At 67.2% G+C, this 13,532-nt stretch carries 12 protein-coding genes; 6 read left to right on the top strand and 6 right to left on the bottom strand.

Annotation, left to right across the window (positions count from 1 at the left end; all coding sequences use genetic code 11):
- The first annotated feature begins 7 nt into the window (after positions 1–7).
- The gene (locus LJ737_RS09790; RefSeq protein ID WP_227765150.1) at positions 8–2,437 is read left to right on the top strand and encodes a glucuronyl esterase domain-containing protein; all 2,430 of its coding nucleotides are present in this window, start codon (positions 8–10) and stop codon (positions 2,435–2,437) included.
- A gap of 148 nt (positions 2,438–2,585) precedes the next feature.
- Here the strand turns inward: LJ737_RS09790 and LJ737_RS09785 are convergent, their stop codons facing one another.
- From LJ737_RS09785 to LJ737_RS09765, 5 genes are all read right to left on the bottom strand, one after another.
- Positions 2,586–3,254 carry a M15 family metallopeptidase gene (locus tag LJ737_RS09785; RefSeq protein ID WP_227765148.1) on the bottom strand — a complete coding sequence of 223 codons (669 nt, stop codon included), beginning with the start codon at positions 3,252–3,254 and terminating at the stop codon, positions 2,586–2,588.
- Between the two features lie 19 nt (positions 3,255–3,273).
- Positions 3,274–4,539 (bottom strand): serine hydrolase, encoded by a 1,266-nt coding sequence (locus LJ737_RS09780; protein WP_227765146.1) that lies wholly within the window; start codon positions 4,537–4,539, stop codon positions 3,274–3,276.
- Between the two features lie 85 nt (positions 4,540–4,624).
- Positions 4,625–4,846 carry a hypothetical protein gene (locus tag LJ737_RS09775; RefSeq protein ID WP_227765143.1) on the bottom strand — a complete coding sequence of 74 codons (222 nt, stop codon included), beginning with the start codon at positions 4,844–4,846 and terminating at the stop codon, positions 4,625–4,627.
- 33 nt (positions 4,847–4,879) lie between these two features.
- Positions 4,880–5,092 (bottom strand): hypothetical protein, encoded by a 213-nt coding sequence (locus LJ737_RS09770; protein ID WP_227765142.1) that lies wholly within the window; start codon positions 5,090–5,092, stop codon positions 4,880–4,882.
- Positions 5,093–5,214: 122 nt separating this feature from the next.
- Entirely contained in the window at positions 5,215–5,574 is a 360-nt protein-coding gene (locus LJ737_RS09765) for a hypothetical protein (RefSeq protein ID WP_227765140.1), read from the bottom strand.
- Positions 5,575–5,707: 133 nt separating this feature from the next.
- On the opposite strand from LJ737_RS09765, the gene LJ737_RS09760 reads away from it, so the two are divergent.
- From LJ737_RS09760 to LJ737_RS09750, 3 genes are all read left to right on the top strand, one after another.
- Complete coding sequence (locus LJ737_RS09760) at positions 5,708–6,490, top strand: rhomboid family intramembrane serine protease (protein WP_227765138.1); 783 nt, start codon at positions 5,708–5,710, stop codon at positions 6,488–6,490.
- Between the two features lie 159 nt (positions 6,491–6,649).
- A complete protein-coding gene (locus LJ737_RS09755) occupies positions 6,650–7,597 on the top strand; it encodes a T9SS type A sorting domain-containing protein (protein ID WP_227765137.1) in 948 nt (315 codons plus the stop codon).
- Positions 7,598–7,793: 196 nt separating this feature from the next.
- Positions 7,794–8,912: an esterase/lipase family protein gene (locus tag LJ737_RS09750; protein WP_227765134.1), complete on the top strand. Its 1,119-nt coding sequence runs from the start codon at positions 7,794–7,796 to the stop codon at positions 8,910–8,912.
- Between the two features lie 230 nt (positions 8,913–9,142).
- Here the strand turns inward: LJ737_RS09750 and LJ737_RS09745 are convergent, their stop codons facing one another.
- The gene (locus LJ737_RS09745; RefSeq protein ID WP_227765132.1) at positions 9,143–11,617 is read right to left on the bottom strand and encodes a glycoside hydrolase family 31 protein; all 2,475 of its coding nucleotides are present in this window, start codon (positions 11,615–11,617) and stop codon (positions 9,143–9,145) included.
- 232 nt (positions 11,618–11,849) lie between these two features.
- Here LJ737_RS09745 and LJ737_RS09740 point away from each other — a divergent pair, with 232 nt between their 5' ends.
- Both LJ737_RS09740 and LJ737_RS09735 read left to right on the top strand, forming a co-directional pair.
- A complete protein-coding gene (locus LJ737_RS09740) occupies positions 11,850–13,001 on the top strand; it encodes a glycosyltransferase family 4 protein (RefSeq protein WP_227765131.1) in 1,152 nt (383 codons plus the stop codon).
- A 12-nt stretch (positions 13,002–13,013) separates the two neighbouring features.
- Positions 13,014–13,502, top strand: coding sequence for a YdeI/OmpD-associated family protein (locus tag LJ737_RS09735; protein ID WP_227765130.1), 489 nt, complete (start codon positions 13,014–13,016; stop codon positions 13,500–13,502).
- Positions 13,503–13,532 lie beyond the last annotated feature (30 nt).

Below are 13,532 nucleotides of genomic sequence, written 5' to 3'. Positions count from 1 at the left end.
TTGTACAATGAAGAAAACATCTACCATGGCTGCCCGAGCCCTGTGCCTGGTCCTGAGCCTATTGGGCCTGCGCGCCGCGGCGCAGCAGACGCCGCCGCTGGTCTACAGCGTCGAAAATACCGGCGCCAGCTGCGCGGCTCCGGTGCTGCCCAGCTTCAGCCAACTGCCCGTGGTGCAGCCGCTGACGGACCCGTTTATGAAGTCCGACAATTCCGCGCGCTCCACCGCTTTTAGCGACTGGGAGTGCCGCCGCAACGAAATCCGGGCCGAAATCGAGAACTACGAAATCGGCACCAAGCCCCCGCGCCCCCAGAACATTACGGCCAGCTACGCCGCCGGCACCACGGCCGGCACCGGCACGCTGACGGTGGTGGTGACCGAAAACGGGCAGACGCTTACGCTGACCTCGGAAGTGACGCTGCCGACCGGCACCGGGCCGTTTCCAGCCGTAATCGGCATGAACAGCGGCACGGGCAGCATTCCGGCCGCGGTGTTTACCAGCCGCAACATTGCCACCATCAAGTACAACCACAACCAGGTCACGACCTACGGCAACCCGGCCCTGACCGACCCCTACTACCGCCTTTACCCCTCGCAGACGCTCGCCAATTCCGGGCAGTACAGCGCCTGGGCCTGGGGCGTAAGCCGCATTATCGACGGGCTGGAGCTGGTGCAGGCGCAGTTGCCCATCAACCGGCAGCGCCTGGCCGTGACGGGCTGCTCCTACGCGGGCAAGATGGCCCTGTTTTCGGGCGCCTTCGACGAGCGGATTGCCCTGACCATTGCCCAGGAATCGGGCGGCGGCGGGGCCCCGGCCTGGCGCGTGTCGGAGACGCTGGGCGCAGTGGAAAAGCTCGGTGCCACGGACTACCGCTGGTTCAAGGACGACATGCAGCAGTTTCAGGGCACCAACGTGGCCAAGCTGCCCCACGACCACCACGAGCTGATGGCCATGATTGCGCCGCGGGCCTTGCTGGTGACGGCCAACACCGATTTTGAGTGGCTGGCCAACCCCTCGGCCTACGTCTCGGCCCGGGCCGCGCACGTGGTCTGGAACACCTTCGGCATAGCCGACCGGTTCGGCTTCTACATCGACGGCGGGCACAACCACTGCGCGGTACCCAGCACCCAGCAGCCGGCCATCGAGGCCTTCGTGGAGAAATTTATGCTCGGCAACACCGCCGCCAACACCAACATCACCGTGCACCCTTTCGGGCAGCTCGACCACCAGCGCTGGTACCGCTGGTGGGGCACCGGCAACCCAGTGCTGCCCGCCGAGCCCCTGGGCAAGCGCTACTGGCTGGAAGCCGAATGCGGCACGCGCGGCGCCGACTGGAGCACCGTGGCCGATACCTCGGCCTCGGGCGGCTCCTACGTGCGGGTGCCCGCCACCCTCAGCAGCCCCAGCGCCGCCCCCACCGCGGCTTCGGCCTACCTGACCGTGCCCTTTACGGCCGACAGCGCTGGCACCTACAGCCTGATGGCCCGCATCAACGTGCCGGCCACGGAGGAGTACGGCTACTGGCTGAAAGTCGACAACGAAGCCTTCCAGGCCGTGACCAGCCAGCTGGCCACCAACCCCGGTTTTGAAAACGGCCTGACCGGCTGGACCACTCTCAACGCCACCGGCGCCACCATCACGGCCAACACCGTGGCGGCCGACGCCCACAGCGGCACCGGCTCGATGAAGGTGGTCAACCCCACCGCGCAGCCCGGCAACCAGTGGCGGGTGCAAGTGACCAGCGCGGCCTTCCCCACCACCATCGGCAAGCAGTACCAGATTTCGTACTGGGTGCGGGCCGCCGCGGCGGGCGGCTCCATCCGCCTTTCCACCGGCCCCAGCTCCCCCCAGTACCAGGCCGACCAAACCATCGGCACCGCCTGGCAGCAGGTAACCTGGACCATCACCGCGTCCTTGGCCTCCACCACGTTCCTGTTCGACATGGGGCAGGTAGCCACTACGTACTACATCGACGACGTGAGCGTGAAGGAGGTGGGCGCCACGGCCGGCTGGCGCTGGCTGAAAATGAAGGAAACCCCGCTGACGGTGGGCCCGCACACGCTCACCCTGGCCTACCACACGGCCGGCAACACCCAGCTCGACAAGTTTGTGGTGGCCGCTTCCACGGCCTCCATCGGCGGCAAAGGCGGCGCGGCCAGCAACTGCGCCGTGACGGCCGCAACCAATCCGCTGGCCAGGCAGGGCATCGAGGTATACCCCAACCCGGCTACCGACTACCTGACCGTGAAGCTGGCCGCCAACCCCACGCACGTGCGCCGCATCGAGGTGCTGGACGTGACCGGTCGGGTGCTCCGGCAGGTGCGCGTGGAGCAGCAAAGCACACTCCGCATCCCGCGCGGGCAGCTGAAGCCCGGCGTGTACCTGCTGCGCTTCACCGGCGACTCGGTCGACACGCAGCGCGTGGTGCTGCAGTAGGCCGATGGGTTGTCAGGCCTGTTAGTCGTCTGTCATCCTGAGCAAAGCGAAGGACCTTGCCCCGTTAGAACGGACTCGTTCAACGGGGCAAGGTCCTTCGCTTTGCTCAGGATGACGCTGAAATACCCGCTAATGCTATCCTAGACGCTCAGCGCAGGGCACTGAAGGGCAGATCAAGCAACGGGTATTGCTCCCAGCCCTCGTGGTCGAAGTGCCACCATTCGGCTGCGTAGTTCTTGAAGCCGTGCTGCTGCAGGGCCCGGTGCAGGATGGCGCGGTGCTGCAGGGCCGCCGCGGGCAGCTGCTGGTAGTCGGAGTGGGCGGCGGGCGTCATGGCGTCGAAGTCGGTGGGCAGGGCCACGTCCTGGCCGGTGTTGAGGTCGACCAGGCCCACGTCGACGGAGCAACCGCGGTTGTGCTTGGAGCCGCGGGTGGGCGGGGCGGCGTAGGTTTGGTCGGGCAGGGCCTCGTAGAGCCGCACGGTGGCGGCGTAGGGCCGGTAGGCGTCGTAGATTTTGAGCGCGTAGCCCTGCTGGGCTAGCGTCTGCTGGGCGCGGCGCAGGTCTTCGGCCACGGGCCGGCGCAGGAAAGCGGCGGCCTCGGGATAGATGCGCTGGCCGGTGAGGTTGTGGGTCGTGGCGTAGCGGATGTCGAGCCGCAGGCCGGGAATGAAGCGGGCCAGGTCGACCAGCTCCTGGCGCGGGTCCTGGTGCACCTGCCGGCGGTACTCGGCGGGCTCGGTGACGCGGGCGGGACCGGATTGCGGGGTAGCGGCCAAGGCGCAGAAGCTAAGCAGAACGAAAAATCGGGCGGGCATGGGGGCAAGTTACCGCCGCTCAGGGTTCGGCCCGCTCCTGCTGCGCCGCCCAATACGTCCGCACCTGCTGGCGGCGGCGCTCATCGGTGCGCGTCAGCTCGTACTGGTACACCAGCTGGCCCAGGCGGCGCAGGAAGGGCAGGCCCACGGTGTCGTAGTCGTAGTGGTCGTCGTTGAGCACCTCGTCTTCGTTGCAATACACGACGGCCGAAAGCAGAAACTCCACCCCGCGCAGCGAGTCGACGATGCAGGCGTTGTCGATGAGGAAGCCGTAGGCCTGCCCGATTTTGTTGTAGATGCGCACGCCCTCGGGCAAGGCCGCCGGCGGCCCGCCCACGAGCAGAAACTTGGCGTAGTTGTCGGGGTAGTGCGCGGCATCGTAGCGCGGGTACCGGCTCTGGCGGGGCGGCAGGCGCAGGTACTTGCGCAGGAAGGCGTAGTCAGCGGCCGCAAGGTCGAAACGCTGCGTAGCCGGCACGAACTGCGGAAACAGCAGGGCCCGCAGCACCTGTTGCTGCTCGGCCAGCGGGAAAAAGTTCTTGTCGCTGAAATCCAGGGGCTGCTCGATGCGCTGCTCACCGCTCAGATAGGCCCGGCCCACCCGCGGCGCCACGGCCGGCAGCACGGGCAGCGGGGCATCGTTGAAAGCGGCGGGCTGTTGGTAGCGCACCGCCGCGCCCGTCGAATCGGCAAAGAACGTGAAGGAGTTGGTGTGGCGCGAGCCGGGCTCTTTGTCGCCCACCGAGAGGCGGTGAATGATGCGGGTGCCCGGCAGGCCCCAATGCCTCAGGTCCTGGTTCAGCTCCGCTTGCCCGACAAATTCATAGAGCCGGTTGAAGGCGTCGTTGTCGCTGACGAGCAAAATCTTGCGCACGTACTGCCCGATGGTGGGCCGCCGGCCGGGCGCGGTGCTGTCGAGCAGCACGCGGGTTTGACCGGCAAAGGTCGAGTCGATGCGCAGCGGCATTTCTCGCTCTAGGTGTAGGCGCTGCAGCTTCTGTAGCGCCGCGGCCACCGTGGGCAGCTTCACGGTGCTGGCCGGGTAGAAGTACTCCTTGGGCCGAAGCCGGTAGGTAAACGACTTAAACGAGGATCGTCCCTGCTCATCCCGCTGAATCTGGGTATAGACAATCTGCAGCCGGTAAGCGGCCGGATTGTGCAGCACCTGGCGCATCACGGCCGCCGTGTCGCGACGCAGCAGCTGCTTCAGCGGGTTGGCTAGCTGCGCCTGCGCCGCCGGAGGCGCGGCACTCAACAGCAGGGCAAGGGCAAAAAACCGGCGCATTGGTTGTGGGTGAAATTGTGAAGGGTGAAGTTGTGAAAGGATGTGCTCCTATTCACCACTTCACCCTCCACAATTTCACCGTTGCCTAGCGGTTGTTGCTGTCCTCGATGGTGCCGCCGTCGTTGGCGGAGCTGCGCGAGAGGCCGCCGTTGGGGTACTTGGTGGTTTCGCCCTTGGGCTGGCTTTGGTTGTGGCGCTTTTCGTTGTCTTGGCCGCCGCCCTGGTTTTGCTGGTCGGCCGAAAGCCGGCCGCCGCGCTGGCTGCTGCCTTTGGCGCCTTGGTCGGAGTTCTTTTGGTTCTGGCTCATGATGCAGGTGGGAGTGGGTGGGGAAAGCCGACCTTAATCGGTGGCGTTGTCGTTGCGGCGCAGCTGCTTGGCCTCGTCGCGCACCTGCGAGCCGGCGCTGGCCGGGCCTTGCTGCTTATCCTGCCGCTTGGTGGCGTCTTGCGCGTCTTTTTTCAGCGGAAACTGGTTCTGGCCGCTGTTGGCCACGCCGACTTTATCGGCGCCGCTGCTCTCCTGGTTGGTCGAATTGCCTTGTCCTTTGTTCATAGCAGTGGGTGGTGTGGGAAAGTGAAGTGCGGCAAAGTCAATTGGCGAAGTGGTGAAGGGTAAAATTGTGAAAGGGTATTTGGCCAATTCACAACTTCGCTCTTCACCACTTCACCGTTGAATTATAGTCCGGGGACCTGACCGGGCTGGCCGGCTGAGGTGCCGGTGCCGGCCGAGGCGGTGCTGCCGCCCACGTCGCCTTCGGCGGCGTTGCCGGGCGCGTCGTAGTGGGTGCCGCGGGCCACGTTGTGGCCTTTGGTGGGGTTGCCGTTCACGTTGCCGCCGCTGCCGGAGTTGTCGTCGGCGTTGTCGCCGGTTTGCACGTTCATCCGGTCGCCCATGCCAAAGCGGCCTTGGGGCTGGCGTTCCTGCTCGCTGCTGGGCTGGCCGGAGGCGGTGGCTTCGGCCTCGTACTGGCGGCCGGTGGGGCGGGCGTTGCTTTCCTGGTTGTAGGGCTCGTCTTGGATCGGGTCGGGTGTCATGGCCGTGGTGTGGGGTTGGGTGCGAAAGAATGGTACTGGCTATACGGCAGGTTGCCGGGGCGGTTCCTACGGCCGGGCTTGCCAAGTTGGCGCAGCGGGGCGGCTTGGCAGGCTTGTGGAGGGCCCCAACGGCATGGAACCCAGCTCTTCCCTGGCCGACGCTTTCGCCCGCAAAACCGACGCGGAGCTGCTCTACCTCACCCAGCACCCGGGCGCGTTTCAGCCCGCGCTGGTGGAGGCGGCCTGGGCCGAGCTGCGCCGCCGCGGGCAGGTACCCGCGCCGGAGCCGCCCCCGCGGCCGGCTCCGGCCACGGCGGTGCCCGGCCTGGGCAGCGTGGCCGTGACGCTGAGCCTGGCCGGGCTAAACCTGCTCGTGTTTCTGCTCATGGTGGCCTCGGGCGTGGATGCGCTGCAGCCCAGCGGGCAGGACCTCATTGCCTGGGGCTCCAACTTCACCCCGCTGGTGGCGCGCGGGCAGTGGTGGCGCCTGCTGACGGCCTGCGTGCTGCACGGCGGCGTGGCTCACCTGTTGCTCAACACCTACGCCTTGCTCGTCATCGGGGCTTTGCTGGAGCCACTGGTGGGGCGCACCCGGCTGCTGCTGGCCTACTTGCTCAGCGGCCTGGGCGGCAGCCTGGCCAGCCTGTATTGGCACGCGGGCTGGGTCAACAGCGTGGGCGCCTCGGGAGCTATTTTCGGGCTGTACGGAGCCATGCTCACCCTTACGGCCACCAACGCGGCCCGGCTCAGCCGCTCGGCGCGGGCGGCGCTGTTTGTGCATACGCTCTACATCGTGGGGGCCAATTTCGCCACCGGCCTGCAGCCCGGCATCGACCACGCCGCCCACATTGGCGGGCTGCTGGCCGGGGCCGTGCTGGCCTGGCCCCTGAGCATGGGCATGCGGGCAAGGGGGTAGGCGGTATTGGGCTTGGGCGTTAGCCAGGGGCTGAGGGCAGAAGTTATCGGGCTAACAGCTCTTGGCCTCCTACTTCCTCTCCCCCGAAGATGTGATTGTGCGCGGGGCGGGGGCAGCGGAACTTTGCGGCAGACAAACACCCCGTTCACCCCTACCGCTATGAAACGCTTGCTACTCTCCCTGGCCCTACTCGCCAGCGCCGCCACGGCGGCGCTGGCCCAGTCGGCGCCCATTCCCAACGGTGGCTTCGAAACCTGGACCGGCGCCGGCGCCGCCGAGCGGCCCCAGAACTGGCAGAACACCGACGACCTGCTGCAGGCCTCCTTCCCCATTCCGCTGGTGGTAGGCGCCGTTACCAAGTCCCCCGACGCGCACACCGGCTCGTTTGCCGCCCGCCTGGAAACCAAGGCCATCAACATCTTCAGCACGCCCATTCTCTACCCGGGCATTCTGATTCTGGGCACCCGCATCCACGTCAGCGGCAACCCCGGCGGCGCCAGCGACGGCGCGGGCATGCCCTTCACCAGCCGCCCGCAGGCCCTGCAGGTTCACTACAAGCTCACCGGCAACAACGTGGCGCAGGACTCGGCGTCCATCCTGGTGTTTCTGACCCGCTACATCAACGGGCGCTCCACCATCCTGGCCTTGGGCGAAACCTACCTGCTCGAAGCCAAACCCACTTACACCCAGCTGCAAGTGCCGCTGCAGTACGTGAGCAACCTCGCGCCGGACTCCATCCACGTCATTGCCTTCTCCGGCGCCCTCGACGGCAACCTGACGGCCGGCAACGTGCTCACGCTCGACGACTTCACCACGGTGGGCTCGGTGGCCACGGCGGCCCAGGAAGCCCGGCGCAACCCCGAGCTGGCCCCGTTCCCCAACCCTAGCCCCGACGGCGTCTTCACCCTTGATGCCCGCACCGACGCGGCCGTACTGCGCGCGCCCTACACCGTGACCAACGCCCTGGGCCGCACCGTACTGCGCCAGGGCCGTAGCTCCGAAGCCGGCTCGCGCCGCATCGACTTGCACGGCCTGCCCGCCGGCGTGTACGTGCTCCGCCTCGAAGCCGCCCAAGGCGCCGTAACGCGCCGCTTGGTGGTGCAATAACGCCAACGCCCTGCCTTATTCCATCCGCGAAGACGCCGCCCGGCAAGCCGGGCGGCGTTTTTTGGTTTTGCCGCTACATAAAGATGTGAGCGGGCGAAGCGGCCGGAGGCACAGTGCGCTTGTCGGCGGCCGCCCGGCGCTTTGTCCGGCGGCTGCGTATCGGGCTATGGTTGGGCAACTGCTACCTTCACCCCCGATGAAACCGGATTCACCCGCCCCCAAGTCTTCGCGCTGGCAGCGCACCACCGGCGCGCTGCGGCGGGCGGCCACGGCGCCGTTTGCGGGCCTTGACGCGCTGCGCCAAACCGGCCGCAGCTACCGCCACTTCCTGTTGCCCGCCCTCAACGGCGCCATCGGCGACCAGCTGGCGGCCCGCGGCGACCAGCGCGCCATCCGCCTGAGCTTCCGCCGCCAGGATGCCGACGTGCCCGCCATCGACCTGAACCTGACCGACGGGCCGCGGCCCACGGTGGTGTTCGTGCACGGGCTGATGGGCGACGAACACATCTGGCAAACCGGTCCGGCCGGGCTGCTGCGCTACGGGCCGCGCCTGGCCGAGGACCTGCCGGCCGTGCGCTGCCTGTACGTGCGCTACAACACCGGCCTGCACATCAGCGAAAACGGCCGCGCCCTGCACCAGCTGCTCACCCAGTTGGTGCAGGCCTGGCCCGAAGCCGTGACGGACCTCACGCTCGTCGGCCACTCCATGGGCGGTTTGGTGATTCGCTCGGCGGGCTACTACGCCCACGAAGAGCTGCGCTGGGCCCGCGAAGCCGAGGCCACTACGGCCGCCGCGGCCCCGTGGCTGGCGCACCTAAGGCAGGTGTTCTTGCTGGGCGTGCCGAACGAAGGCTCTTTCTTGGAGCAGAACAGCTTTCTGACCAGCCTGGCCCTGCGCCGCTTCGACTTGCGCCTGGCCCGCCTGCTGGCCGACACCATCGACCGGCGCAGCGCGGGCATCCGTGACCTGCGCCACGCCCGCTTGGTGGACGAGGACTGGCAGAATCCGCACGCCGACGACCTCGTGCCGCCGCGTACCCCGGTGCCGCCGCTGCCCGGCGTGCAGTACCACGTGCTGGCCGCCTCACTGCTAAAAAACGCCGAATCGGCCCTGGCTCAGTACTTCGGCGATGGGTTGGTGGGCGGCGGCTCGGCCACCGGCAGCGTGTTTCGCCGGGCCGAGCAGGTGCTCGTGCGCATCTTCCCGCGCCAGCACCACGGCACCCTGCTCGCCGACGCGGACGTGTACGAGTACATCCGGACGCGGCTGGCAGCGGACAGCCAACAAACGGGTCAGGCAAGCTGCGAGAACTAGCCCGTCATCCTGTGGCGTAGCCGAAGGCGCTTCCTTCCCCACCTCGCCCCACCGCGGCCGACGAAGCACAAACGCCTTTCCAAAGACCGCAGTAATACCGAAGCGCAGCCACCGAGGCCCGTGTAGCAGGGCGTTGGTGGCTGCGCTTCTCAGTAGGTGCAGGGTGCGAGGAAGGTCCTTCAGCTACGCCTCAGGATAATGGAGGGCTTCTCGTAGCTTACCAGCCCCCCTTATTTCTTCGCCGGGGCCGTGGTGCGCACCATCAGCTCCTGGAAGTCGGCGGGCACTGTTACCTGGGGCAGTTCCTGGCCGCCGGTGGCGGAGGGCGCCAGGCGTACCGGCACGGTTTCGCCGTCGACGGTTACCGTCAGCTGCTCGGCCGCTACGGGCAGGCCGTGGAGCACCACGCGGTAAGAAGTCCAGCTCGGGACCCAGTCGCCTTCGGTTTGCTGCTGCAGCTTCAGGCTCATCACGGTGCCGGTGTTGGTGAAGGTGCGCACCGTGGCCTGGCCCTGCTGGTAGCCGTAGCCCTCGCCGCCGTCGTCGTAGAGGGTGCTGGCCTCCACGCCCTCGGTGTGGTACACGTGCAGGGTCAGCTCGGTCACGGGCTGCTCGTCGGTGTACTGCATCACGGGGCGGGCGGGGATGACCGCGCCGGCACGCACGTAGACGGGTATGCGCTCCAGGCCGGCGGGGGCCCACACTTCGGCGCCGCCATCCTTCTGCTCGTCGGTCCACCAGTAGTACCAGCGGCCTTTGGGCAAATACATCCAGCGGCCGTCGGCGCCGGCCTGGGTGATGGGGCAGACCAGCAGATGGTCGCCCACCCCAAACTCGGCCATGCGCTGGTACGTCTGCGCGTCCGATTGGTCGATAAAGGCCAGGGGGCGCAGAATGGGCGTGCCGTGCTGCACGTACTGCCAGAAGGCGGTGTACATCACCGGCAGCAGCTTGTAGCGCAGCTCGATGAAGTGGCGGGCCAGGTCGGCAAACTCCTCGCCGAAGGACCAGGGCTCCTGGTCGCCGTGGTCACCCGAGGAGTGCGTGCGGAAGAACGGGTGGAAGGCCGCCAGCGCCACCCAGCGCACGTACAGCTCGCCGTCGGGGGTGTTGATGAAGCCGCCCACGTCGGAGCCGATGAACGAGAAGCCAGAGATGCTCAGGCGCTGGCACTGGATGTTGGCCAGCCAGAGGTGCTCCCAGGAGGCAATGTTGTCGCCGGTCCAGCCCGAGGAGTAGCGCTGCCCGCCCGCGTAGGTGCTGCGGGTGATGGTGAAGGGCCGGCGCGGGTACGAGAAGCGCTTCACGCCCTCGTTGGTGGCGCGGGCCATCTGCATGCCGTACACGTTGTGGGCCTTTTTGTGCGAGGCCGGGTGCCCGTCGTAGTTGAAGCGCACGTCGTCGGGGAAGGTGCCCTTTTCGAACACGGCCGGCTCGTTCATGTCGTTCCACACGCCGCGCACGCCCACGTCCTGAATCAAGCCCTCAAACAGCGTGGCCCACCACTCGCGCACCCGGGGGCTGGTGAAGTCGGGGAAGTGGCAGAGGCCAGGCCACACCGAGCCCTTCATCAGCGGCCCGTCGGCGCGGCGGCAGAAGTGGCCCTGCTCGAAGCCTTCCTGCCACACGGGGTAGTTCGGGTCGATTTTGATGCCCGGGTCGATGATGACGATGGTTTTGAAGCCGTCCTGAGCCAGCTCCTGCACCATCTTTTTCGGCTCGGGGAAGTGCTCCGGGTGCCAGGTAAAGCAGCGGTAGCCGTCCATGTAGTCGATGTCGAGGTACAGGGCGTCGCAGGGAATGCGGCGCTTGCGAAACTCGGCGCCGATGCCCTTGAACAGCGAATCGGGGTAGTAGCTCCACTTGCACTGGTGGTAGCCCAGGGCCCAGAGCGGGGGCAGCTCGGGCGTGCCCGTCAGGCACTTGGTGTAGTCCTGGGTGACTTCGGTGAGCGTGGGGCCGTAGATGAAGTAGAAGTTCATCTCCCCGCCGTGGGCCCAGAAACTCGTCACGTCGGCTCGCTCGGCGGCGAAGTCGAAGTAGCTTTTGAACGAGTTGTCGAAGAACAGGCCGTAGGCCAGCTTCTGGTGCAGGCCCAGGAAGAAGGGAATGTTCTTGTAGAGCGGGTCGGAGCCTTTTTCGTAGCCGTAGGTGTCGGAGCCCCAGTTGCAGAAGCGCTGCCCGCGCAGGTTCATGTTGGCGGGCTTGTCGCCGAGGCCGTAGTAGTGCACGCCGGGCTGCACCTGCTGGCTCATCTTGACGATGTCGTTGCCGGATTCCCAGTCGTACTCCCAGTGGAAGCCCTTTTCGTACTCCAGCAGCACGATGCCGGAGCGGTTCAAGAGGCGCACGTGCACGTTTTCCTTGCCCACGATGCAGATGACGCGGCCGGTGGTGAGGCGGTAGTGGTCGTCCTTTTCCACGAACTCCAGCATGGTGGTGGGCTGGCGCTGCGGGGCGCCCCGCTCGAAGGCGTAGCTGAAGTCGGGGGCAAAGTAGCCGTCGGTGCTGTAGCGGAAGCGCAGGATTTTGTCGCTGATGACCTGCACTAGCAGCACCACGCCGTTGTCGCAGGTGAAGCGGAAGTCGGCCGTGCCCGGCACGACTTCGGCGCGAATGACCTGGCCCGGAAAGAATTCCTGGCGGCCCTTCTGGGCCAGGTCGTTGATCATGTAGTTGTTATCCTGAATGGACGCGTCGGCCATGGGTTCAGGGGAGCAAGTAGGTGCGGAGAGAAAAAAAACTTCCGCCGGGGTAGTTCCGGCGGAAGGAAGCCGCAAAATACGGAGGTTTCCCAGGGTTTGTACCGAGCACCGGGCGTTTCCCCTGGTTTTCACAAGATTCCCTTGGTTTCGGCCGGTTTCGCCGGGTTTCCGGGCACCGGGCTTGCTTGCCCGCGCCCCCGGCCGTAGGTTCGTGGCCCACGTACACCGTTCCATGCCGATGCCCACCGCCCCGTCGTCCGTGCTGCTCCTGGGCTGGGACGCGGCGTCCGCCGCCCTGCCCCTCGCTCGCCAGCTTGCCGCCACCACCGCCACTGAGCTCTGGACGGCGGTTCCGCTGGCTGCTGATGCCGAGGCACCGCGCGGCCGTTCCCTCGACGTGGCCCCGCCCTTGCCGGCCGTGCTCCCGCGGCTGGGCCAGGGAGCGCCGGCGTTTCCCTACGTGGGCCGAGACGCGGGCCCGCCGCAGCCCGTGGCCGTACCTGCGGCCCCCTACGCGGGCCGCAGCGAGGCGCCGGCCGAGGGCCTACCCAGCCTGACTGGCCATTCCATAGCAAACGGCGAGGTGAAAGCTCCTGGCGCGCCCGCCTTCACCGCCCCGGCGCCGCCCTACATCGGTGCGGCGCAGCACGCCGACAGCGCCCTGCGGCACGCCCCGGTGCCCGATTACCGCGTGCCGGTAGCCGCATTGGCTGCCCCGCCGGCTACTGCCGTGGCCCCCGCCGCCGGAGCGCCGGCCCGTGTGGCCACGCCAGCGGCCACCGACGCTGCCGCGGTAACTGCCGCACCCGACCCGACCGCCCCCGCCGCGCCGGCCAGCGAGCTACCTACCCTGCCCGCGGCGAACGAACTGCCCGTTCTGCCGACCGACCTGGCTCCTACTTCGGCCGCTGAATCGGAACTGTTGCCCGAGCCCGCGGCCGAGGACCACCCGGGCCAAGATGCCGTTGATCCAGCCTTGCCGGCGGCGCCGGCCGAGGCGCCCGATCTGAACTTCCGCATCATCCAGTACGCCCGCAACGCCGCCCGGCTGGCGTACGAGTCAACTTTTGAGGTCATCTTTGCACCCGATTGGCCCACTTGGTTGGCCGGGGTGGAACTGCGCCAGCTCACGCGCCGCCCGCTGGTGCTGCAGGTGGCGCAACTGGCGGCCGAACTGGCCAGCAGCGCCGCCGAGCGCGGCTGGATGGAAGCCCTGGAGCGCATCACCCTGCCCCAGGCCGACCGCATTCTGGTGCCCGACGAAGCCACCGCCGAGCGGCTGCGCCAGCGCTACCGGCAGCTGGCCGCCCGCGTATTCGTGCTGCCCACCGGCGCGCCCAACCTGGCCGCCGCGTTGGTGCTCGATTCCCACTTTCTCCGTTAATTTTTTCCCGCAATGCCCTCCGATTTCCCCGCCTTCACCCCCGAGCACACTTTCACCGCCGAGCTGGAACTCGAAAGCGAAAACGGCGGCGTGTTCGTCATCATTCCCTTCGACGTGAAGGAGGCCTACGGCACCCGCGCCCAGGTAAAAGTGCTCGTCACCTTCGACGGCTTTCCCTACCGCGGCTCCCTCACGCCCATGGGCGACGGGCAGCACCTGCTGGGCGTGCCCAAGCAAATCCGCGGGGCCATCGGCAAAACCTGGGGCAACACCGTGGAAGTGGCCCTGGCCCGCGACACCGAGCCGCGCATGGCCGAAGTATCCGAAGATTTTGCCAAAGCCCTCAACCAAGCCGGCATCCGCCAGCGCTTCGACGAGCTAGCCTACACCCACCAGCGCGAGTACACCCGCTGGATCGAGTCGGCCAAGAAGACGGAAACGCGCTACGAGCGCATCAGCAAAGCCGTAGAAATGATCAAGGCCGGCCGCAAGCGCAGCTAGAGCCGCTTCGCCCACAACGGTTCAGCCCGC

It is taken from the genome of Hymenobacter sp. 15J16-1T3B (assembly GCF_020711235.1).
In the GTDB taxonomy this organism is placed as follows: domain Bacteria; phylum Bacteroidota; class Bacteroidia; order Cytophagales; family Hymenobacteraceae; genus Solirubrum.
Note: the sequence above shows the minus strand (reverse complement) of the source record. Positions and strands in the feature narration are given on the sequence as shown.